This is a genomic window from Desulfosporosinus burensis (genome assembly GCF_054657535.1).
Genome location: NZ_BAAHYN010000029.1, coordinates 1 through 21485, shown reverse-complemented (window position 1 = coordinate 21485; position 21485 = coordinate 1). Strand labels below are relative to the sequence as shown.

Below are 21485 nucleotides of genomic sequence, written 5' to 3'. Positions count from 1 at the left end.
AACGCCATTTATCTTTAATAAATAAAGGATTATGAGACTTGAAGACATGTGGCATAACCTGATTGAAGAACCATTATTAACCATACGTATAGTACAAGGGGTAATTCATCTCCCCATTGAAATGGGGAGATGAATTACCCTTACGTCCTAAAACCTTACCGTGCAGCACACCATGCCAAAATGTCACGTTATGCCTTTTTGTCACTCTCCCTAAGCATGACATTTTGGCACAAATCTCAGTACCGATTCCACCAAATATCATCCAAAACCCCTATTTTTCGAGTTTTTCTATTTTTTTATTCGCTTTTTTTCCTTTTTTCATCATTGGCACCACTTTTGCAATATAACTTCTCGACACAGAAAGTTTCAATCCCACCTTTTCAAGCTTCGTCCTTTAATTTCATTCTTCTTTTAAATTAGGTGTAATCCGTTAACACGCAGAAAGGAGCAGCACAATGAACAGACGCGATTTCATTAAGTCAGTCGTGACCGTCGGAACCATTTCCGCGCTCGGCCTCGGTCTTGATTCAATCATTCCCGCCGCTCTGGCTGACGAGAAAATGACCAGCTCCACGCCCTATGACCATGACGCACTTCCCGTGGAGATGCGCATCGACCCGAAAACGGGCAAAGTGGAGTTGAACCCAGACATTATTTTACGTAACAGTGTTTGCTTAGGATGTTGGAGCAACTGCGGCAACCGCGTGAAAATCAACAAGAAGACCGGGAAAATCATGCGGGTTCTCGGTAATCCTTACCACCCCAGCAACGCTGAACCGCACCTTCCTTACAACACTCCGCTCTCGGAATCCTTTAAATCCCTAGGACAGTACCAGGAGCTCGGACATATCGAACGGGCCACCGTCTGCCAGCGGGGTAATTCTGCTTTCCAAATCGTTTATGACCCGAACCGCATCCTCACCCCCTTGAAACGGGCTGGGAAGCGCGGCGAAGGAAAATGGAAGCCCATTACCTGGGAGCAGGCTATTCAGGAAACCGTCGAAGGCGGCCAGCTCTTCCAAGAAATCGGAGAGACCCAGGTAATCGAAGGGCTGCGCCAGGTGCGCGACTTAAAAACCCCACTTAACCCAGAAGAACCGGAATGGGGCCCGAAAGCCAACCAATTCGTCTTTATCGGCGGCCGGGATGACGGGCGTACGGAATTTGCCACCCGCTTTGTCACCAAATCCTTCGGCTCGCCCAATTTTTACGGCCATGGCGGGATCTGTGGCGGCAGCCGCCGCATCGCCTTCCTATCCTTCCTGGATAGCTGGGATAAAAAGCCGCACATGAAAGCGGACTACATGGGCTCTGAGTTCGTCATGTTCTTCGGCAACGCCCCCGGCCAAGCGGGAGCCCCTTTCCAGCCGATGGCCCGTAAATCTGCCCTGGCCCAAGCCAACAACGGCATGAAAGCGGTGCTCATCGACCCGGTGCTGCAAAACGGGATGTACACCTCCCCGGACAGCGCCGAATCCTCCTGGGTGCCCATCCGCCCCGGCTCAGACGGTGCCATGGCCATGGCCATGGTGCGCTGGGCTTTTGAGCAGAAGAAAATCAATGAAGCCTACCTTTCCGCGCCCAGCAAAGAAGCAGCTGCCAAGCGCAAAAACCCGTCCTGGACGAATGCCACTTATCTCGTCATCCAAGAACCAGACCACCCGGACTTCGGCAAATTCCTGCGGGCCGAGCAGATCGGCTTAAGCGCCTCCTCAGCCCCGGCTGCCCAAGCCCCTGCAGGCGGTGGTCCGGCCCCCGTGCCTACGCCCGACTATATCGTCATCGATAAGGCAAGCGGCAAGCCCATGCTCTACAGCCAAAGCGAGGAAGGCACGATCCTTTACAGCGGGAAGCTCAATGTGGGCGGCACGGATGTCCTAGTGAAAACCTCCCTCCAACTCCTTATGGAAGAAGCCAACCGCTATACCTTTAACCAGTACGCGGAAGCCACCGGGCTTGCCGAAACCAAAATCCTCTCCTTAGCTAAGGAGTTTTTCAACCATGGGACCAAAGCGGCCACCGACCACCATGGCGGAGTGGCCATGCATGCCAACGGCTTCTATAGCTCCCTGGCCGTCATTATGCTGAACGCCCTCGTGGGCAACATCAACCGTAAAGGTGGTTCCACCAAGAGCGGCGGCGGGTACCTGGCCATTGACAAAGGCGCCCGCTACGACCTGGTCTCCTTCCCCGGTATGGTCAAGCCCCAGGGCTTCAAGCTCAGTCGGGAAGGACGCCGCTACGAAGACACGCCGGAATTCAAAAAGAAAAAGGCAAGCGGCCAGAACCCCTACCCGGCGACCCTCCCCTGGAGCCCCCTCGCTGACTCTATGGTGGGCAATGTCATCCCCTCCATGATGGCAGGTTATCCTTATACCACCAAAATCCTTATGATGTGGATGGCCAACCCCTTTTATGCCACACCCGGTCTCTTTCAAAAGGATGTGGAAAACTACGTCCAAGACCCGAAGAACATTCCGCTCATCATCTCCGTGGATGTTCTGATGGGCGACTCCAGTATGTATGCAGACTATATCATCCCGGATACGACCTTCTATGAAAGCTGGGGTGTCCCCACGGTCTGGAACCTGATCCTCACGAAAGTGAACGGCGCCCGCCGCCCAGTCGTCGAGCCCCTCGTCGGCAAGACCACGGACGGAGTGCCCATGTCCTTTGAGGCTTATTGTATCGAAGTGGGCAAGCGCTTAAACCTCCCCGGCGTGGGCCCTAAAGCCATCCCCAATACCCAAGGAGAACCCACCCCCATGAACAGCCGGGAGGATTTTTTCCTCAAAGCACTGGCTAACTTGGCCTTCGACGAAACCCCGCTTCCGAATATCTCCGCCGAAGAACTGCAGTTGACCGGACTGGATCAAGAACTAAACTATGCCGTTTCTTCCCTGACGCCGGAAGAATGGCAAAAAGTCTACTATATCCTGGCCCGTGGCGGCCGCTTTGAGGACTATGACAAGTGCTATGACGGAGAAGTCCTGCACAACAAATTCTCAAAAATCATCAACATCTACAATGAAAAACTCGGCACCACCCGCGACAGCTTTACCGGCGAACATCTCCCCGGCACAGCAGCCTGGCAGCCTCCAGCCCTGGCGGACGGGCGGACCCTTGATCAGGTGTACCCGGACGGTCAATGGCCGTTCCTTATCGTTTCCTACAAACCGCGTTACCGTAACGGCGGCTATCTCTCCAATGTCCCGCTCTTGCAGGACATGGCTAAAACCAACTATATCGAAATCAACCTCGCCGATGCCGCGAAACTGGGCATCCATGACGGAGACCAGGTAAAACTCATCACCCCGGCCGGGGAAGCCACCGGCACGGCCAAGATCCGGCGCGGTGTGCGCCAGGGGACACTCGCCGTAGAGTACGGCTTCGGACACTGGGCAGCCGGGGCAAAAAGCTACCAAATCGGCAGCAAAAACGTAGCCGGGGATCCCACCCTGGGTCAAGGGGTGCTCCTGAACCTTATCACCCTGCGCGACCCCAGCCTGAAGACTCCTCACCCGCTGACCGATTGGGTCGGCGGCTCGACCGACCGCAACTCCACCAAGGCCCGCCTGGTGAAGCTCAGCTAATGGATCCTTATGGTGCTCTGCGACGCCCTGGTGAGCAAATGGGTACCATTGGAATCAGAAAGGAGCAAAGACAATGCTTTCAAGCAAAACTCTGAACACAGGAGCAACGCTTCCTACGAATACCGTTACTGTGAATTCTGAAAGCATGCCGGATGCAAACGGTCGTGCTCAAGCCTACGAATTCCTGGCCGGGATTTTTCTCAAGGAGCCTTCTCAGGAAATCCTGAGGAACCTGCAAGCTTGGGCCGCAGTCAGCCGGGATGAGTCAGCCCAGGCGCTTCTGGATAGGATTGCCGCTGATGACCCGGAGTTAGGCAGCCTCACCCAGGAATATTACGACCTTTTCTTTGTCCCGGTCTCCGGCCGCTTTGTCCCGCCCTTTGAATCGTCCATCCTGGGGGCCTTGCGGCAGGAAGGCAAGAAAACCAAGTTCGGGTCCTTCTGGGGACACGAAACCGTAGAGGTAGGTACCCTCTACGAGCGAACAGAGTTTCAGCCGGAACGCCTGGCCATTTTTGAACCCCTGCGCCAGGTGAACCTGCCAGATCACCTTGGTTTCGAGCTTTCATTTATAGCTTACCTTTGCCGTCTGGAAGAAAAGCAGCGCCAACACGGCCTATCCACCAACGGAGTGTTCCGCTTGGAACAAGAATTCCTGGATAAGCACCTCAACCGCTGGCTCCCTCTTCTCTGCTCTGACCTCAGCCGAATTGAGCAATCCGGATACTACCTCTATTTCGCTCAGCTGGCCCAAGACGTCTGCCGGGAAGACGCCGTGTTCCTGAGTGAAAGCGACAGCATTACTAAAGAGAACTAAGGGGAGCCAAGCTTCAGAAAATTAGGGGGCTTCCCTTGAACCTCAAACCATTTTGAGAAATACCAAATTTGAACATGAAGCTTGAACCTCGAACTTCGACTGAAAGGAGTGGCAACTATGGCTGAAAAGAAGAAACGCTGGGCGATGGTCATTGACCTTCGCCGATGCGTTGGGTGCAATGCCTGCACCGTCTCCTGCAAGATTGAGAACAACGTGCCCGAAGGCGTTTTCCGCAGTTGGGTAAAAGAAATCGAAAAAGGCGATTACCCTGAAGTGACCCGTTTCCGCCTGCCTCGCCTGTGCAACCACTGTGACAATGCCCCCTGTTTGGCCGCCTGCCCAGTCCAGGCGACCTACCGCACGGAGGACGGCGCGATCCTTATCGACTATGACCATTGCATCGGCTGCAAATACTGTATGGCCGCTTGTCCCTACGATGCCCGCTTTTTGAACCCGATTCGCAAGACCGCAGAGAAATGTACTTTTTGCTATCACCGCATCCAGGAAGGACTGCTTCCTGCCTGTGTAACCACCTGCGTAGGCGGAGCCAGGGTCTTCGGAGACATCAACGACCCGGAAAGCCTGGTGGCCAAGCTCGTCGCCAATAACCCTGTGCAGGTCTTAAAGCCCGAAATGAACACCGAACCCTATGTCTTCTACATCGGCGCCGACCAGAATATCATGGGCGCCCGCTATGACAAACTGGAGAAAGGAGAGGAATAGGATGGTCAGCAATGTTACCTATATCGCCAATATAGTCCACCCGGTGCAACTCGGCGTTCTGATTGCCATTTATTTCTTTTACACGGGCTTGAGTGCCGGTTCCTTTGTCCTCTCCAGTTTAGGAACGGTATTTGGCATCCAAAAATATAAGCCGATCGCCAAAGCCGGGGTTGTCATGGCCGTATCTCTATTAGCCATCGCCCCGCTGCACCTCATCGCCGACCTGGAGCAGCCCCAGCGGTTCTACACCCTCTTTTTCCGGCTGAACCCCCACTCGGCGATCTCTTATGGAACTTTCCTCTTGACCCTGTACCCCTTAAACAGCCTGATCTACGGCTGGTTCCTCTTCCGTAAAGATCTGGCTAAAGGAGCCAAAGAACTAACCGGCTTCCGCCAGAGCCTGTATAAGCTGCTCACGTTTGGTAAAACGGATCTCTCCGAGGCCGCTTTGGCCAAAGACACCAAAATTGCCAAATTCCTGGGGACCCTAGGCGTGCCGCTGGCTTTGATGGTACACGGCTACACCGGGTTTCTCCTCGCGGATATTCAGTCCCGGGCCCTTTGGCACACTGGCCTTATGCCCCTCATCTTCCTTATGTCCGCTATGGTTTCCGGAACCGGCCTTTTAATTCTAGTCCTCATGTTTACCCAACGCTTCCTGTCTCCGGAGCGCTCGCTCACGCCGGAGCGAAAGGTTTTAATCCTGGACATCGCTCAACTCATGATGTGGTTCATCGTGGTCGATGCCACCCTCATGGTTATCGACTTTATCATGCTTTACTTTACCAGTGCGGCCGGCCACTCTGCGGCTCAACTTATGCTCTACGGCAGCCACCGCACGATGTTCCTCGGCGTGGAAGTGGGCCTCGGGCTGCTCATTCCTTTTGTGCTCATGCTCCTGCCGAGGACCAAGCGTTCATTGGGCTGGATTTCCATCGCCTCTTTCTTGACCTTAATCGGGGTTATCGCCATGCGCATCAACTTCGTCATTGGCGGCCAGCAGATCCCGTTAAGTGGAGACACCTTAAACCCTTATACCGTGGATCCCAAGCACCTTATCTTTATCACCCTATTTGCCATCGCAGAATTGACGATTCTTTACCTGGCCTTCCGGATTCTGCCGGTCTACGGCCTGCTCAAGGCCAAATCCGCGCCAGACCTTTACCAGAAGGAGGCCCTCTCCAAGTAAAAGGGCTCATGGTCTTGTTATAGATTAGGAAAAGACGGCTCTTTTCGGGAAAGAGCCGTCTTTTTCGTTAAGAAGCTGTTTTTTGTCTTTTTTTTCTTTTTCTGGATAAACTCATGAATAGCACTGTATTATCCGCACGTGATAAAGAGCCAGGAGGTGGATGGAATGAAAAAAACAGTCTGGGTCGTTGGGAGCATCTTGCTGGTTTCCCTTTTGCTTCTCACCCTTCTCTCCTCAACCCCGGTTAAAAAGCCCCATCTCACCAAAATCGGCGTCCTCCTGGCTAATGACTTGCGCCAGGCGAAATTTGAAGGTCTGGAGTCAGGTCTTAAAACGCTGGGCTATGAGAACGGGGAAAATATCACCTATCAAGTCCTCAATGCCCAAAACGATCTGGCTAAACTGCCGGTCCTGGCCACCAACCTGATTGAGGCCCGACCAAAGGTCCTTGTGGCCGCCGGAGCCGTTGAAGCGCAATCCCTTAAAACCCTGACGGCCAAAATGTCTTCCCCCTTACCCGTGGTTTTTCTGGGGGCGCTTTCCCCGACCGAGCTGGGCCTGGTCGGCAGTACCGCCCATCCGGGCGGAAACATTACAGGACTGAATAACTACCACCTGGAATTAACCTCTAAACGCCTGGAACTTCTCCACCGCCTCCTCCCGGCTGTACACAAGGTAGCCGTTTTAGGGGATACCCGGGTGCCTTTTTTCGTTGAGACACAAAAGAGCATTCATGACGCAGCCGAAGAATTCGCCCTGACCATCAACACATATACTGTATCCACCCCGGAAGAAGTCGCACAGGTGATCGGACAAATGTCCCAGGACCGGATCGAAGCCGCTCTCCTTTTGCCAGGCTTTTTTTTAGAGACCAGCACGGAGCAAATTGTAGATCTCGCCATACAAAAAAACATCCCCGTCTTTGGCGTCTACCCTGGGGATGTAGAGCAAGGTTGCCTGGCTTCTTACGGCGTCTCCTATAAAGATCAAGGCGAGCAATCCGCTCACCTGATCACGAAGATACTACAAGGCGAATCCCCTGGAGACATTCCTGTGGAAACCCCGGACAAACTAGTCTTTGCCGTGAACCTGCAGACAGCCCGACGCTTAGGCATCCGCCCCGCCCCGAGCATCCTCAGCTTTGCGGATAAAGTCATTCAGCCATGATTTCTGATTTAGGGAGGGAAAGAAATGCAGATACCGTTTCCCTGGTGGGCACGCATCAAAGGGCGAGTCCTGGTTTTCGGCGTCGCCATGTCCATCTTTCCCCTGCTCTTTCTGGGGCTTGCCAGTTTCAATGCAGCCAAGCTTAACCTAGAGCGGAACATTCAGGAAGAAAACTACGAGCGGGCTACTGCTTTCGCAAATCAGATCCGCGACTTTGTTGATAATATGGCGAACAGCCTGACCCATGTTGCTTCGACTAATTCAACCGTCCTCACGGGTTCCGAACCTGAGGCTCGCCTGATGGTTTTGGGAACCCTCCTGAGGGAAGAACCGTACCTTGATGCGGTCAAAATCGCCGACCCCCGCTTTCGTGTTTTGAGCGAGGTCGCCCGGCGGGAGGTCGTTCTTCCCGCTAAGGGATTGGAGCATCTGGAAAATCTAAGCTTTGATGAAGCTAATCGTTATTCCATTAGTGCTGTCTTTTTTTCTCCTGACGGGCGCCCAGAGTTTTATTTAACCGTCGCCATTCGAGACACGCAAACCCGTCGAGTCATCGGGTATCTTCAGGCCAAAACCGACCTTAAAGGAATGATCACCAAACTGGCTAACCGACGTATCGGCCAGGCCGGATACTTTTTCCTGACAGATGAACAGGGCAACCTGATTGGACACACCGACTTCAGCCACGTCCTACGGCGGGAAAACATCCGACAGAATCCTTCCGTTGCTGCCTTTCTAGAGGGCCGGCCCCCCATGCATGAGGGAAGCGAATACGCTAATCCCGCAGGCCTCAGAGTCATGGGCTTATATGCCCCTGTCGGGAACCCCAATTGGGCGGTCTTTATTGAACAGCCCCTCTCGGAGGCCTATGAACCCATCTATGAGTTCGCACGCAAGCTCATCCTCATTGTGTTGGCAGCCATCTCCAGTGTCACCTTGATCAGCATTGTCTTCGGCCTTAAACTGACCCGTCCCATTGAAAACTTAGACGCTGAAGTACGGAGCATTATCGCAACTGGTGAGCTGACCCGTGTCATCCCCCGGCAAAGCCAGGACGAAGTTGGCCGACTAATTCTGTCTTTCAATCGGCTTCTATCCATGCTGGACGAAAGAAACCGCAATCTCAAAGCAGAAAAGGAACTGCTCACGACCGTAGTCGGCGGGATCGGGGCCGGCATGGCCCTGCTCGATGCAGACAAGCGTGTCCTCTGGTGGAATTCTATTTTTGCCGAGTGGTTCGGTACGGACGACCTACAGAATCTTCCCTGTGAACAAATCCTGATAGGAGAGGGGTTTGACTGCCTCCTCGAGGAGAAAGACCGCGTCATCTCCCTAGACGTCCATGGAAAGCCTCGCTTCATCCGCCAGATGTACTATGAGTTGGCCTCCGGTAATCCGGACAATGCAGCCTATCTTCTTATTTTAGAAGATGTCACCCAGCGGGTGGAAATGGATGCTCACATGATCGAGACGGATAAAATGGCCGCCGTGGGGCTCCTGGCTTCCGGAATCGCGCATGAGATCAATAATCCCCTGGCCGTGGTCTCTGCCTACAGCGAAGACCTGCTCGATCGTTTAAATGAGACCGGAAATGACGCTCCGGACCTTGCGGAAGTCCAAAATGTCTTGCACATCGTCTCAGAACAGGTCCTACGCTGCAAGACCATCACCAACCGTCTGTTGCACTTCGCCCGCAAGGGCAAAAAAGGCCGCGATTTATTTGATATCGGGGTCGCCACCGCCCAAACCACGGCCCTACTGGGACACCAGGCCAAACAAAAACAGATCCGCCTGGAAAGCCGCCTGGAAGAGGGACTGTGGGCCTGGGGGAATGAAAACGAATGGCAACAGGTCATCCTCAATCTCATGAATAACGCCCTGGACGCCTCCTCTGCCGGAGGGGCCATTGAAGTGCGGGCCTGGCGAGACCGTGCAGCCGCCGAAATTAATCTAGAAATGCAGGATCAAGGCCACGGCATTCCACCCAGCCAAATCAAGAAAGTCTTTGACCCGTTCTTTACCACCAAACCCCCGGGACAGGGCACTGGACTTGGCCTCTTTGTGAGCTACGGAATCATCCAGAAAATGAACGGACATTTGGCCCTGGAAAGCACTCCGGGACATGGCACCACGGTGAAAATCACCCTGCCGACGCCGGACGGTTCGCCCAAAAAGGTCCTTGATACCCCTCTAGCCTAAAGACTCACGGTTTTTTAGAAATCCAGCCTTAAGGAGAGAAATTATGAAATACCATCAACGCATTCTCATCTTGGACGATGAAGAGGCGCTGCGCTCCATTATCGCCCAGCGCCTAAAACGCAAAGGTTATGAAGTTCTGGAAGCCGGCACTGCTAGGGAAGGTCTACAATTCCTGCACGATACCTTGCTCGACGGGGTGCTCCTGGATTTGCGCTTACCGGACGGAGACGGCTTGGAGGTTTTGCACAGGCTTAAAGATGTCCAGCCGGATCTCCAGGTTGTAATGCTCACGGGGCACGGCACCTTAGAATCCGCCATTGAGGCCATGAAAGCCGGGGCTTTTGATTATTTGACCAAGCCCTGCAACCTGTCCGAACTGGAACTGACCTTACTGAAGGCCCTAGAACAGCGCAAACTCCTGGTCGAAAACACGGGCTTGCGCCAGGTCGTAAGTCGCCAGACCCCTGAGCTCAAAATCATCGGGGAAAGCCCGAAACTGCTTGCTCTCCTAGAGTTGACCCGCAAGATCGCGCTAAGCGATGCTCCGGTGCTCATCCAGGGGGAAAGCGGGGTAGGCAAAGAGCTCATTGCCCGGGCAGTCCACCTCTGGAGCCCCAGGGAGCATCAGGCTTATGTCCCGGTCAACGCCGGGGCTATCCCCGAGTCCCTAATGGAAAGCGAACTCTTCGGACATGAAAAAGGAGCGTTTACCGGGGCCGGGGCACAAAAAATCGGTCTTGTAGAAATCGCCGATCATGGCACACTCTTTTTAGATGAAATCGGGGAGATGCCTCTTGCGCTGCAGGTCAAGCTCTTGCGCTTCCTGGAGGCCGGGGAATTTCGCCGGGTCGGGGACAGCCGCCTGCGTCGGGTCGATGTCCGGATCGTTACGGCCACAAACCTCAGCCTGGCCGAAGAGGTTGAACAAGGGCGTTTCCGCAAAGACTTGTATTACCGTCTCAACGGCCTGACCCTTCACGTCCCTCCCTTGCGCGAACGCAAGGAAGATATTCTCCCCCTCGCCGAGTACTTTCTCTATTGTAAAACCAAGACGCACACCTCCGAAGCAGCCTGCGTCCTAGCCCCCGAAACCCGTTCTCTGCTAATCCACTACGATTATCCAGGTAACGTACGGGAATTAATTCATCTTATGGAACGGGGAATGATTCTCGCCGGCGAAGGAATCATTCAACCCTGGGACATCTGGCCCGAAAATGCTTTCGCCCCTGACCTACACCCCCGTCCCGCCGGAGAAAAACCCTCTCAGTATTCCTGTCAAAACCCAGAGTCTTCCGCCTTATCACCGGCTTCCGAGCACTACCCCACTCTCGAACAAGTCGAAAGGCAGCATATTCTCTCTACGCTGCAAAGGGTGAACGGCAACCGGGCCCAGGCCGCAAAACTTCTAGACATCAGCGTACGTAACCTGTATCGCAAGGTCGAAGGGTACAGCCTGGCTGAGAAGTAAATCCCTCGTGTTGAATTATTCATAGTCTATATCTCCTCTCATGCATCTGCTAAAGGAACTGTAAACCAAAAAGAATGTTCATCTTGCCGGGAAATTAAACCGACCTCCCCCCGGTGTTGGGCAATAATTTCTTTGATAATAGCCAGTCCTAGGCCCGCTCCTCCAGTCTTGCGGTTACGGGAGGAGTCCAGACGATAAAAACGCTCAAACACCTGATCCGCTTTGTCGTCAGGAATGGGTTGCCCCAAATTTGAAACAACCACTTTGTAAATATGGTCCTCCTTTTTTCCCTCGATTTTTACCCAGCCACCCCGGTCATATTTCAGGACATTTTTCAGTAGGTTGGTGATGACCTGTTTAATCCCCTCCCTATTTCCTAATATATCAGCAGTCTGGATATTAGCCTCTACTTTTATTTCCCTGTTACTTAATTCAAGTTCAAAACTTTTAAGTGTTGATACAATGGCATTCTCAATGGAGATTTTCTGCAACTTGCCCTGCCTTAGCCTTTTCGATTCCCAAATATTTAACTGATGAAGTTCCTCCACCAAACCGGTCAAATGCAGCGCTTCCTCATGCAATGAGTGGTAAAGCCCCTGGTCTCCCTGAATGACCCCGGTGCTTAAAGCTTCCAGATATCCTGTAATATTAGTGAGAGGCGTCCTCAGTTCATGAGCTATGTCGCTCACCATTTTTTTGCGGAGTTCCTCTGTTTGCTGTAACTTGGAGGATAAATGATTAAAGTCAGAGATAAGGCGGCCAATTTCATCTTCGGACGGAATTTCACGGCAAGGCTGAAACTCCCCTCTTGCCATCTTTTGAGCCGAAGTTCCCAAATGCTGCAACGGTAAGATCAGCTTCCTTACCAGAAAATAGTATAGGATACCAGCCACGATGACCGCCAGGATACTCGCTCGTATAAGATAAAACTGCAGGGTCCGGTCAAACAAATTACTCGGTGCTCCGCCGGCAACCTGATACTGCTTGGCAAGCAAACAGGCAAAATCTTTTACGGAAACGCCCGCCAGCCAAATCACAATCGCAATGGTCAGCAGATTAATCAAAATTAATTTGGCAAGAATACTTCTTCGCCAAAAAAACCAGTTCTTAGAAGGCAACAAAGCGATACCCCATTCCCCTGATCGTTTCAATAATTTCACTGTCACCGTCATAGTTTAGCTTTTCCCGTAGTTTGCCGATATGCACGTCGACGGTTCTTTCCGTAACAATTTTTTCCTGATTCGGATAAAGTTCTTCGACAATTTGTTCCCTGGTCAAAATCTGGTTGGGATGCCTCATGAGAAAATACATCAAACGAAATTCATGGTGCGTCACAACAATGGGTTCTCCCTTGTAATGAATTTCTCCCCTTAACGGTTTTAGAGTGAGTCCCCGGTAGGTTATTTTGCTGCAACGCTGAGCGGTTCGCCGCAAAACTGCCTCGACTCTTGTCACCAGTTCCTGAGGGCTGAACGGTTTGGTGACATAATCATCCGCCCCCATTCTTAATCCCTGAATACGTTCAGTCTCTTCTACTTTGGCTGTCAGCATGATGATCGGCACATTGCTTTTCATATCCGTCCGGATCGTTGTACAGACTTCTTCCCCGCTCAATCTGGGCAGCATTAAATCTAAAATCACAAAACATGGGTCAAATTGTTTAAATTTTTCTAAAGCGTCTTCCCCGTTTTCTGCTTCCAAGGCCTCATACCCTTCTCTTTCCAGATATACCTTTACAAGCTGGCGGATTTTAGCATCGTCTTCGACAATTAAAACAGACTTCCCCTTAGTGTTCATGAACATACACCTCCATCCGCTCTGCGATAAATTCTGAACCATTACATCTGAGCTCCGTTAACCCTTAAACAGTAGCCTTATTTTATCGTGCCCAGCATCTCTTGCATCGAATCGTAGGTCATAGGTCCGACAATTTTCTCTCGAATCACCCCCTGAGTATCAATAATAAAACTGGCAGGAATCGATGATACATCGTACAACCGGGCTGCATCCCCGTTTTCGTCTAGAAGCACTGGGAATGTAATACCGTACGCTTCCATAAATGACGGAACATCCGCTCGGCTCTTTTCCGCTTTAGTCAGATTGACGGCCAGGATTTCAATCCCTTCATTTTTATTTTTGGTATAAAACTTTTCCATTTCCGGCATCTCTAGGCGGCAGGGTGGACACCATGTCGCCCAGAAGTTGACAATCACCTTTTTCCCTCTGAGGCTGGAAAGCTTTATAGCCTTCCCGTCTACACTCCGCAATTCAAAATCCGGCGCCAGATTCCCTTTTTTCAGACCGACTGTCAACTGCTGCCCTTGATCCGTATTCGTTGATACTCCGGCTGAATTGGGCATCGCATCAGAGTTCTTACTCTTGTTCCCCCCCACATCATACAACCCCCAAATCACCAGTCCGATTAAAACAACAACCGCTAAATATTTTTTCATTGCTAAATCTTCCTTTCTAATACGTAAAAAAAGTAAACCCGGCTAACCAGGCGCTTATCTTCTGCAACTGGCCTGTAAACAACAATAAACCCATGCCAATGAGAATCCAGCCGTTGATTAAGGAGAGCAAGCCTAAACTTCGATTAATTTTCCTCACAACGCGCAAAGAATATGTGATGATTAGGGAAATTGCCAGAAACGGGATGCCTAAACCCAGTGAATAAACGAAAAGCATAACCATTCCACTATAAACCGTATTTGAAGATCCGGCCAGCAGGAGAATTGAAGAAAGCGCCAAACCGACACAGGGTGTCCAGCCAGCTCCAAATGACATACCCAGAATGAAGGATCGCCAAACATTCTTTTCCCCTGTTTGTTTAGCTTCCCAACGTTTTTCCATCATCAGAAAACGCAGTTTTAGTATTCCCGCCATCTGTAAACCAAAGATAATGATCAAGAGTCCGCTTATTTTTTGGACGATATCTCGGTTATGGGTGAAAATCTGTCCCAATACGCTGGCCGATGCCCCCATCATCACAAAGATAAAACTAAAACCCATAATAAAACTGAGAGAGCGGACCAGCAACAAACTTTTGGAAACCTCTACCCTATTGTTTCCAAGCGTTGAACCGGTAAGATTGGCAACATAAGCCGGAATTAGCGGAAATACACACGGCGACAAAAACGATAACATCCCTGCCGTAAAGGCAAATAGTACTGAAACATTCTCCACCGAACTTCTCCCCTATGCATTTTTATTAAGTCTTTTCTTCTCCGGAAACAAGTCTATGGCAAGACAAAGTGCGGCAAGGCTTAAATAGAGAATTTGCTCTTGGGAAAACCCCCACCAATAATTCTGTTTGAGCGGGTTCAAAAACGCAATGCCCACTTGACCCAGGCTAAACCATAATAGGACCTGATTCAGATGATTAGGCTTGCCGATTTCTTTGCTTCTCCGAAAAATTTGCAGGAGAATAAGCAGGGCGATGATAATTTCACTCCCATCAACCCATACCATTTGTTTATTCCCAACTAAGTCAATCGAATAGTACGCTGCTGTGGCAGCCAAAAAACCTGCAGCTAGCAAATCCCCATAAACCCAAACTGAAACCTGGTCCTTTTGCGCACGAAGGTAAAAATAAAAGATTGCAACTACCGCGGCTAGCCAGATCCCACCCTCGCCACCCGAGAAATAGAGTAAAGCCAAAGGGTTGGTAACAACACTTACCGGATCGAAAAGAATCAAGCTAAATTTCCATACCATAAGAGCGGTAATTAAGCTGTTTTCGATCGTCTCGATAATCCGTTTATCTGGATATCCAGCTGTCTTCAAGCGGTATCTCATAATAAAATAACCTACGAAAGCGGAAAAAATAACAACCAACCAGTGCGTCTTGAGCAAAAATGGACCAACTTGAAGAGTCTCGTTCATCTTTTTCCCTCCTTTGTAGTCGTATCCTTTAGACTATAACATCCAATTTTAAAGATTGTTTAAAGAAAAAGCATTCCTCTCGAAATGCCGGATTCAGTCCAGTTGATGCAAATATGAAAGCAGTCCGGAAATTGGGAGTAAGTTTTTTTGCCAGTTGGCCTAAAGGGGCCAAGCTACACTGGTGGGACCGAGGTCGTACATCAAGAAACAAAAAGAGTAAAAGTCCTGGCAAAATTCCTATTAAACTACCCTTTATTAATCGTATCAGGCTCTCCTTATGAATTTCATTGTGAATTTTATATGTCATTATGAGAGATATCAAAAGAGAAAGTATGATATTTAACTGAATTGCATCATGTGGTTCTAAAATTAACAGTAGAAACGGAGTGGCCATAATGGAGAATCCGAATCCAGTTCCAGCTTGCAAAGTTGATGGTCTTGATAAACAATACCCAAAGTCTGAATGAATCCGAATTATTGATTAGGTGTCATTGTGCAGTAACGCGCCATTGGGATCTAACACGGTTCCAATAACCTTGTTCATCTAGGATTCGCTGCACGATGCACAAATTGGTTTCAAACCCTCTAATGTTCCCTTCTCTGCTAGGCAATTTTATTTGCACAAATCGATAGATTTGCTGACGTGCACAGTTATATTGACATGTGCTTTGATAATCGAGCTTGCATCAACAATCTTTCCCCCCTCTTCTAAAATAAACTCACTTAATTTCTCTTCAGGGATCATGTTCATAAGAGCATTGCGTACCACGATGGCCTCAATGACTGGGTGGTCAACCTTAATGATCTTGTATTGATCCGGACTGAGGACATCAACCATCCTTTTTAATGCCTCTGGACCTATAGGTGCATTACGGCCCACAATTACAACATCTTGCATAGGTGGCATTTCAAATTCTGTCAGGTGCATTTGGATTTCTGCTTTTTTAGATTCTTTCATAACGCTCACGGTAGACCTCCATTTTTATTTTTATTTTGATTGTCATAACTAGTTTGTCTAAAATAGTCCTTGATACTTCTACTAAAAACACCGCTTTTGTACGGTGTTCCAATCGTAATATTATCAACGATAGAACTACTAATCCAACCGTTGATAATATTAGATAGCAGAATTTCCTAGCATTTATGCATTCTATACATCCCAGTTCATTTAAAGTTTAGCCCCACTGCTTCTCTAATAGCTTTTCAGTAAATATTCTTGAAATTTCAGGATCGAACTGTGTGCCGGCGTTTTCTTGAATTTCTTTCAAGGCTTGTTCCTCACTCAAAGCATTTCGATAGGGGCGCTCGCTGATCATGGCATCGTAGGCGTCAGCAAGGGCTATAATTCTTGAAACCCTTGGAATAGCTTCCCCCTTTAACCACTTTGGATAACCTTTACCATCCCATCGTTCATGATGAGCTAATATACAATCTGCTAATTCTAACATTTCATAAGATGAATGGAGTAGTCAGCATCTATAACTACTTCTTACTATTGCGGTCTAAAATCTCGATGTCATAGGGATCCTAGGCTGTAACCACTCTTTACATCTGTAATCGTTTATCCAAAGCTCGAAGCTGTATTGCCTCAGCTAGATGCTCCGGAAGAATATCTAAGGAACCTCCTAGGTCAGCAATCGTACGGGCAACCCTTAAAATACGATCATGAGCTCGAGCACTAAGATGTTGGCTATCAAAAATCTTTTGTAAGAGAGACTCTCCACTCTGAGTCAATTGTCCAAACTCCTTAGTTTCCTTTGCCGTCATTTCCGCATTGGTTTTTGCCGGTCCTAGGCGAGCCCATTGTCTCTGACGAGCTGCCATCACTCGCTCCCTGATCACAATAGAAGACTCTTTGTCATTGCTATTCTTTAACTCCGAATAATTTAGCCTTGGCACCTCAATATGCATGTCAAAGCGATCTAAAAGAGGGCCAGAAATCCTGCCCCGATAGTTTTGAATTTGCATAGGTGTACAATGACAAACTCTTCCCTGATCACCGAAGAAACCACAAGGACATGGGTTCATACTTGCTATAACACTAACATGGGCAGGATAGGTAATACTCCCTGATTGTCGAGTGATCGTCAGTTCTCGATCTTCCAAAGGTTGCCGGAGACATTCCAAGACTTCACGAGCAAACTCTGGCAACTCATCTAAAAACAGCACACCATGATTCGCAAAGCTTAACTCACCTGGACGTAACTCACGCCCTCCCCCAATCATTCCTGCTTTTGTGACGGTATGGTGAGGACTTCTAAAAGGTCGATGTTGAACCAAATTACCATTGCAATTTAGTAACCCACAAACACTGTAAAGCTGAGTGACCTCAATGCTTTCCTGCTCGCTTAAGGGAGGAAGTATTCCTGAGTATGCTTTAGCCAGCAGTGTCTTACCCGATCCTGGCGGTCCCACAAGGACGACATTATGTCCGCCCGCAGCTGCTATTTCTAAAGCCCTCTTCGCATGTTGTTGTCCATGAACATCTGTCCAGTCCACCTTGACTCCGCTATATAATTCTGGTTGTGGAGTCCGCGACATCGTGCCATCCTTAAAGCCACTTCCATCTTCTATTCCCTTGACAATTTGTGCCAGATTAGCTGTACTATACGTCTCTAAGCCTGTCACCAAACGAGCTTCTGCCAGATTGTCTGGAGGAACAATCAAGCATAGCGTTTCGCTGATACGGCCTTCGTCTAAGCTAGATTCCATGTTTTCTCTATCTAGGGTTATAGCCATAGTGAGTACACCTGGAACGGGGCGAAGGGTCCCCTCTAATGAGAGTTCTCCTGTCAACACATACTGAATGGCTGATGGTAAACTACATTGCCCAGTCGCTGCAAGAATCCCGATCGCAATCGGCAAGTCGAGACCCGATCCTTCTTTGCGCAAATCCGCAGGAGCCAAATTCACTGTTACCCGCTGCAGGGGAAACTGATAGCCTGAGTTACGTATCGCTGAACGAACTCGATCCCGGGCCTCTCTTACAGCAGTGTTCGGCAATCCGACGATATCAAAGCTTGGTAAACCATTCGCCACGTCAACTTCTACCCGGATCAGATGAGCTTGTAATCCAAGGACTGTCATGCCATATACTGCAGCGAACATACCTTTACCCTCCCAAAAAGAGTGATATTTATCATAAATGATGAACCATAACCGTTAACCTTCTATAGTTTATCACAAGCACAGAACAATAACTTGTAATATAACTAAAATTTACCTTTTATTTTCATATTAACACCTTTAAAAATATAAAACAAAAGGCCACGGAAATCTCCATGGCCTTTTGTTAACCCTTACTCTTTTTTACAAACGTGGAAGTTCAATCCAGAAGGTCGTCCCTTTTCCCATATCACTTTCAACCCTAATATGTCCATAGTGAGCTTCTACAATTTGACGCACAATGGCTAATCCTAAGCCCATTCCTCCATCCTTGCGAGACCGTGCCTTGTTTACTCTGAAGAAGCGATCGAAAATATAGGGCAAAGCTTCTTTGGGAATCCCTTCTCCTTCATCCTGAACCGCCAACCGCACTTGATTTTGTTCTTCCTCCAGAAAAACTCGAACTGTTTTTCCGCTCGGGGTATGACTTAAGGCATTATCTAAAAGATTAATAAAAACTTGCAGCAGTCGATCTGGGTCTGCATAGAGTTCACCGGATGCCTTAGAAATTTCAAGATTTACCCCTAGCTCTTGAGCCCTTCCTTGAAAGCGTTGTTCAATATCCAGCATAAAGCTCTCCAGGTCAATGGCAATAGGTTGTGAAATTTGACCCCGTTCAAGACGATTCATGTCTTGTAAGTCCTGAACCAGACGAGCCAACCGCTTGGCTTCTTCAAAGACCAAATCAAGGTATTCCTCTTGCTGATCTTTTGGTATCACACCGTCCTGGATAGCCTCCAAATAACCTTGAATCAGATGTAGGGGAGTTCTTAGCTCATGTGTCACACTGGCTAAAAACTCTCGTCGACTCTTTTCCGCTCGTAAAGAAGCGGTGACATCGCGTAGAACCGCAACATGTCCGCCAAACCCTTCTTTATCTGCCAAAGGGGCCATAACTACTTGTAAGACTTGAATTCCAAGTGAAATCGTTGCATAGTTCTCCAACCGACCCTCGCTGAGCACCATCGTCTGAAGGAAGCTAACAATTTGGTCCTTGCGTTCCTGAATTTCAACGTCATTTACTTGCCATAACCCTTTTGCAGAATCATTAGCATATAGAATTTTTCCACCATAACTCAGCATTACAACCCCATCACTAATGCCTTCGATGATCCCTTGAAGTAAATTTTTCTCTCGCGAAAGCCATTCCATATGGTTTTTGAGGCTTTCCCCCATTGAATTTAGAGCTTCGGCCAACTCTCCAATCTCATCGTTACTCGCAACTCCCAAGATAGGCATGAAATCCCCTTTTGCCATTCGGGTTGCACCTCTTTGCATTAAGGCAAGAGGCCGCGTAACCTGTCGGGCAAAGAAAAGGCTTACCACAGTAGCTAAGAAAACCGCAATCAGAGAAGCGTAGAGAATAAGTCGGCGAAATGTCGCTATACTTTCTTGAATAGGTATCGGCGAACTCCCTAATAAAACAACCCCTTGAACAGGTTTAGATCCGACTGGAGCTGCAGCAAGCAGCATGGCTTGCGCTCGGCCATTCACGGGTAAAGCCTTAATCGAAATGGTTTTTCCTGTTAAAACTTCTTCTAAATATCCCTGCGTAAAGAAGTCTGAGGGTTGTAAGTTGCGAGACCATCCACTTAATGGACTCCCAACCAAGCCTCCAAGATGCCATTCTATAACACTTCGTTGCTCTTGAGGCGTCATAGAACCTGACATCAAAATGACATCTCCTTCTGGATCAAGGAGGACCAATTGGGTTCCCGAAGTAAGTCTAAATTTCTCCAGTAAGTTTACACGTCCACTCCAACTTGGCACTGTCTCCAATTGCCCTGATATCTCATTTGCTTCAGCACGAAGTGTCTCTAACTTTTGCTTTAGGTAGAAATCCCCAAAAAGCCAAGTTATCGTAACCCCTAAGCCGCCAAGGACCGTGAGAATAAGAATGGTCGTTGCTAACCATAGCTTTATAGATATATTCCATGTATAGCGCATTTTCACGCAAATAACACCTGTCTTTTCTCCTTGACGTTGATTTTAGGTTGTCAATTGACTATCTCTGAATCAAATTTATAACCCACGCCCCATACGGTAACCAGCATTTGCTTAACATTTGGATGGGACAGTTTCTCCCGTAACTTTTTAACATGCGTGTCTACAGTTCGGGCATCCCCATAAAAATCATATCCCCAAACTGTTTCCATAAGCTGTTCACGTGAGAATACTCGTCCACGATTCTTAGCCAAGAAATAAAGCAGGTCAAATTCCAGAGGAGTTAAATTAATGACATCGTCCCCTATGCTAACCCGATGTCTCTCTTTATTTATACAAAGCAAACCAGCGCATATCTCGGTCGTAACCGGATGGAGTTTTCCTGTAGACCGACGCAAGAGGGCTTTGACTCGTGCGACTAATTCTTTGGTGCTGAACGGTTTGACCAGATAATCATCGGCGCCCAGTTCAAGCCCCAACACGCGATCAAACTCCTCCCCACGGGCGGTCAGCATAATGATCGGGATCGCTGAACTCTCCCGTACTTCCCGACAGACACGCCAGCCATCAATGTCGGGCATCATAAGATCCACAATTAAAAGCGAAAATTGACCAGCACGAAACTTCTCCAAAGCAACTCGCCCATCCTGTGCTTCCTCAACGGCATACCCCTCTCGTTCGAGATATAACCTTACTAAGCTTCGAATTTTCTCTTCATCATCGACAATTAAGATCGGATCCAATTTGCAAACTCTCCTTTGGTACAACAATTATTTCCGAATAGATCTGATTAGTCTAGTTTAGCATCCATTTGTGAAAATTGTGTGATCAAAACGGCAAGCCTTTATAAAGCTGCTTTAATCCAGTTCACTTCAGAGCTTTCCCCAACCTGACGGATTGCAACCACATCAAATCTTAGACTAGGCCAGTTTTTATAGCCTTGTTGCATTACATAATAGGAGGCAATCGCCTGTAACCTTTGTGCCTTCCTGAGGGTTATGCTCTCTTCGCCCCACCCTCTATAAGATGACCGTCGTGTACGCACCTCGATAAAGACCAGTGCTTCAGCATCACGGGCGATAATGTCCATCTCACCTTTTGGACAGCGATAATTTCGTGTAACTATAGTTAACCCAGAATCTATTAAAAAACGAGTGGCGAATTCTTCGCCGGATTTTCCCAAGGACTGTTTATTCTCCACAGAAGTTTACACAGCTCCTTTATGATTTTCTGTTCTCCCGCTTATTTTTATCACAAAATGGACAGCGAATGCTGTCCATTTTGATGAGAAATCCACTATTTTACTGTGTCACTTACCTAAATAAACTTTGAGCA

At 48.9% G+C, this 21485-nt stretch carries 19 protein-coding genes and 1 pseudogene; 7 read left to right on the top strand and 13 right to left on the bottom strand.

Going from position 1 to position 21485, the window contains the following annotated elements; genetic code table 11:
• Positions 1–76 precede the first annotated feature (76 nt).
• Positions 77–262, bottom strand: coding sequence for a hypothetical protein (locus ACYQ3Q_RS27880; protein ID WP_459931659.1), 186 nt, complete (start codon positions 260–262; stop codon positions 77–79).
• Between the two features lie 193 nt (positions 263–455).
• On the opposite strand from ACYQ3Q_RS27880, the gene ACYQ3Q_RS27875 reads away from it, so the two are divergent.
• The 7 genes from ACYQ3Q_RS27875 (at position 456) to ACYQ3Q_RS27845 (ending at position 11156) form a co-directional block, all read left to right on the top strand.
• Positions 456–3593 (top strand): molybdopterin dinucleotide binding domain-containing protein, encoded by a 3138-nt coding sequence (locus ACYQ3Q_RS27875; protein WP_459931658.1) that lies wholly within the window; start codon positions 456–458, stop codon positions 3591–3593.
• Between the two features lie 73 nt (positions 3594–3666).
• Positions 3667–4410: a TorD/DmsD family molecular chaperone gene (locus ACYQ3Q_RS27870; protein WP_459931657.1), complete on the top strand. Its 744-nt coding sequence runs from the start codon at positions 3667–3669 to the stop codon at positions 4408–4410.
• A gap of 117 nt (positions 4411–4527) precedes the next feature.
• Entirely contained in the window at positions 4528–5133 is a 606-nt protein-coding gene (dsrO, locus tag ACYQ3Q_RS27865; protein WP_459931656.1) for a sulfate reduction electron transfer complex DsrMKJOP subunit DsrO, read from the top strand.
• 1 nt (position 5134) lies between these two features.
• On the top strand, positions 5135–6322 hold the full coding sequence (gene nrfD, locus ACYQ3Q_RS27860) for an NrfD/PsrC family molybdoenzyme membrane anchor subunit (RefSeq protein ID WP_459931655.1): 1188 nt from the start codon (positions 5135–5137) through the stop codon (positions 6320–6322).
• A 165-nt stretch (positions 6323–6487) separates the two neighbouring features.
• Entirely contained in the window at positions 6488–7489 is a 1002-nt protein-coding gene (locus ACYQ3Q_RS27855) for an ABC transporter substrate-binding protein (RefSeq protein WP_459931654.1), read from the top strand.
• 24 nt (positions 7490–7513) lie between these two features.
• On the top strand, positions 7514–9688 hold the full coding sequence (locus tag ACYQ3Q_RS27850) for an ATP-binding protein (RefSeq protein ID WP_459931653.1): 2175 nt from the start codon (positions 7514–7516) through the stop codon (positions 9686–9688).
• 43 nt (positions 9689–9731) lie between these two features.
• Positions 9732–11156: a sigma-54-dependent transcriptional regulator gene (locus tag ACYQ3Q_RS27845; RefSeq protein ID WP_459931652.1), complete on the top strand. Its 1425-nt coding sequence runs from the start codon at positions 9732–9734 to the stop codon at positions 11154–11156.
• Between the two features lie 38 nt (positions 11157–11194).
• Here the strand turns inward: ACYQ3Q_RS27845 and ACYQ3Q_RS27840 are convergent, their stop codons facing one another.
• From ACYQ3Q_RS27840 to ACYQ3Q_RS27785, 12 genes and pseudogenes are all read right to left on the bottom strand, one after another.
• Positions 11195–12328: a sensor histidine kinase gene (locus ACYQ3Q_RS27840; protein WP_459931651.1), complete on the bottom strand. Its 1134-nt coding sequence runs from the start codon at positions 12326–12328 to the stop codon at positions 11195–11197.
• Entirely contained in the window at positions 12264–12953 is a 690-nt protein-coding gene (locus ACYQ3Q_RS27835) for a response regulator (RefSeq protein ID WP_459931650.1), read from the bottom strand. Before ACYQ3Q_RS27835 ends, ACYQ3Q_RS27840 begins: the two co-directional genes overlap by 65 nt.
• 77 nt (positions 12954–13030) lie before the next feature.
• Positions 13031–13609, bottom strand: a complete 579-nt coding sequence (locus tag ACYQ3Q_RS27830) for a peroxiredoxin family protein (protein ID WP_459931649.1) — start codon at positions 13607–13609, stop codon at positions 13031–13033.
• A gap of 16 nt (positions 13610–13625) precedes the next feature.
• Positions 13626–14342: a cytochrome c biogenesis CcdA family protein gene (locus ACYQ3Q_RS27825; RefSeq protein WP_459931648.1), complete on the bottom strand. Its 717-nt coding sequence runs from the start codon at positions 14340–14342 to the stop codon at positions 13626–13628.
• 12 nt (positions 14343–14354) lie between these two features.
• Positions 14355–15041, bottom strand: coding sequence for a hypothetical protein (locus ACYQ3Q_RS27820; RefSeq protein WP_459931647.1), 687 nt, complete (start codon positions 15039–15041; stop codon positions 14355–14357).
• A 28-nt stretch (positions 15042–15069) separates the two neighbouring features.
• Complete coding sequence (locus tag ACYQ3Q_RS27815) at positions 15070–15468, bottom strand: TSUP family transporter (protein ID WP_459931646.1); 399 nt, start codon at positions 15466–15468, stop codon at positions 15070–15072.
• A gap of 186 nt (positions 15469–15654) precedes the next feature.
• A complete protein-coding gene (locus ACYQ3Q_RS27810; RefSeq protein WP_459931660.1) occupies positions 15655–15999 on the bottom strand; it encodes a hypothetical protein in 345 nt (114 codons plus the stop codon).
• Between the two features lie 217 nt (positions 16000–16216).
• A pseudogene (locus ACYQ3Q_RS27805) lies at positions 16217–16510 on the bottom strand (HD-GYP domain-containing protein); the annotation flags it as partial.
• A 76-nt stretch (positions 16511–16586) separates the two neighbouring features.
• Positions 16587–18149: a YifB family Mg chelatase-like AAA ATPase gene (locus ACYQ3Q_RS27800; RefSeq protein ID WP_459931645.1), complete on the bottom strand. Its 1563-nt coding sequence runs from the start codon at positions 18147–18149 to the stop codon at positions 16587–16589.
• Positions 18150–18350: 201 nt separating this feature from the next.
• A complete protein-coding gene (locus tag ACYQ3Q_RS27795; RefSeq protein WP_459931644.1) occupies positions 18351–20153 on the bottom strand; it encodes an ATP-binding protein in 1803 nt (600 codons plus the stop codon).
• A gap of 50 nt (positions 20154–20203) precedes the next feature.
• Positions 20204–20893, bottom strand: coding sequence for a response regulator transcription factor (locus ACYQ3Q_RS27790; RefSeq protein WP_459931643.1), 690 nt, complete (start codon positions 20891–20893; stop codon positions 20204–20206).
• 101 nt (positions 20894–20994) lie between these two features.
• Positions 20995–21351: a YraN family protein gene (locus tag ACYQ3Q_RS27785; protein ID WP_459931642.1), complete on the bottom strand. Its 357-nt coding sequence runs from the start codon at positions 21349–21351 to the stop codon at positions 20995–20997.
• Positions 21352–21485: the final 134 nt, after the last annotated feature.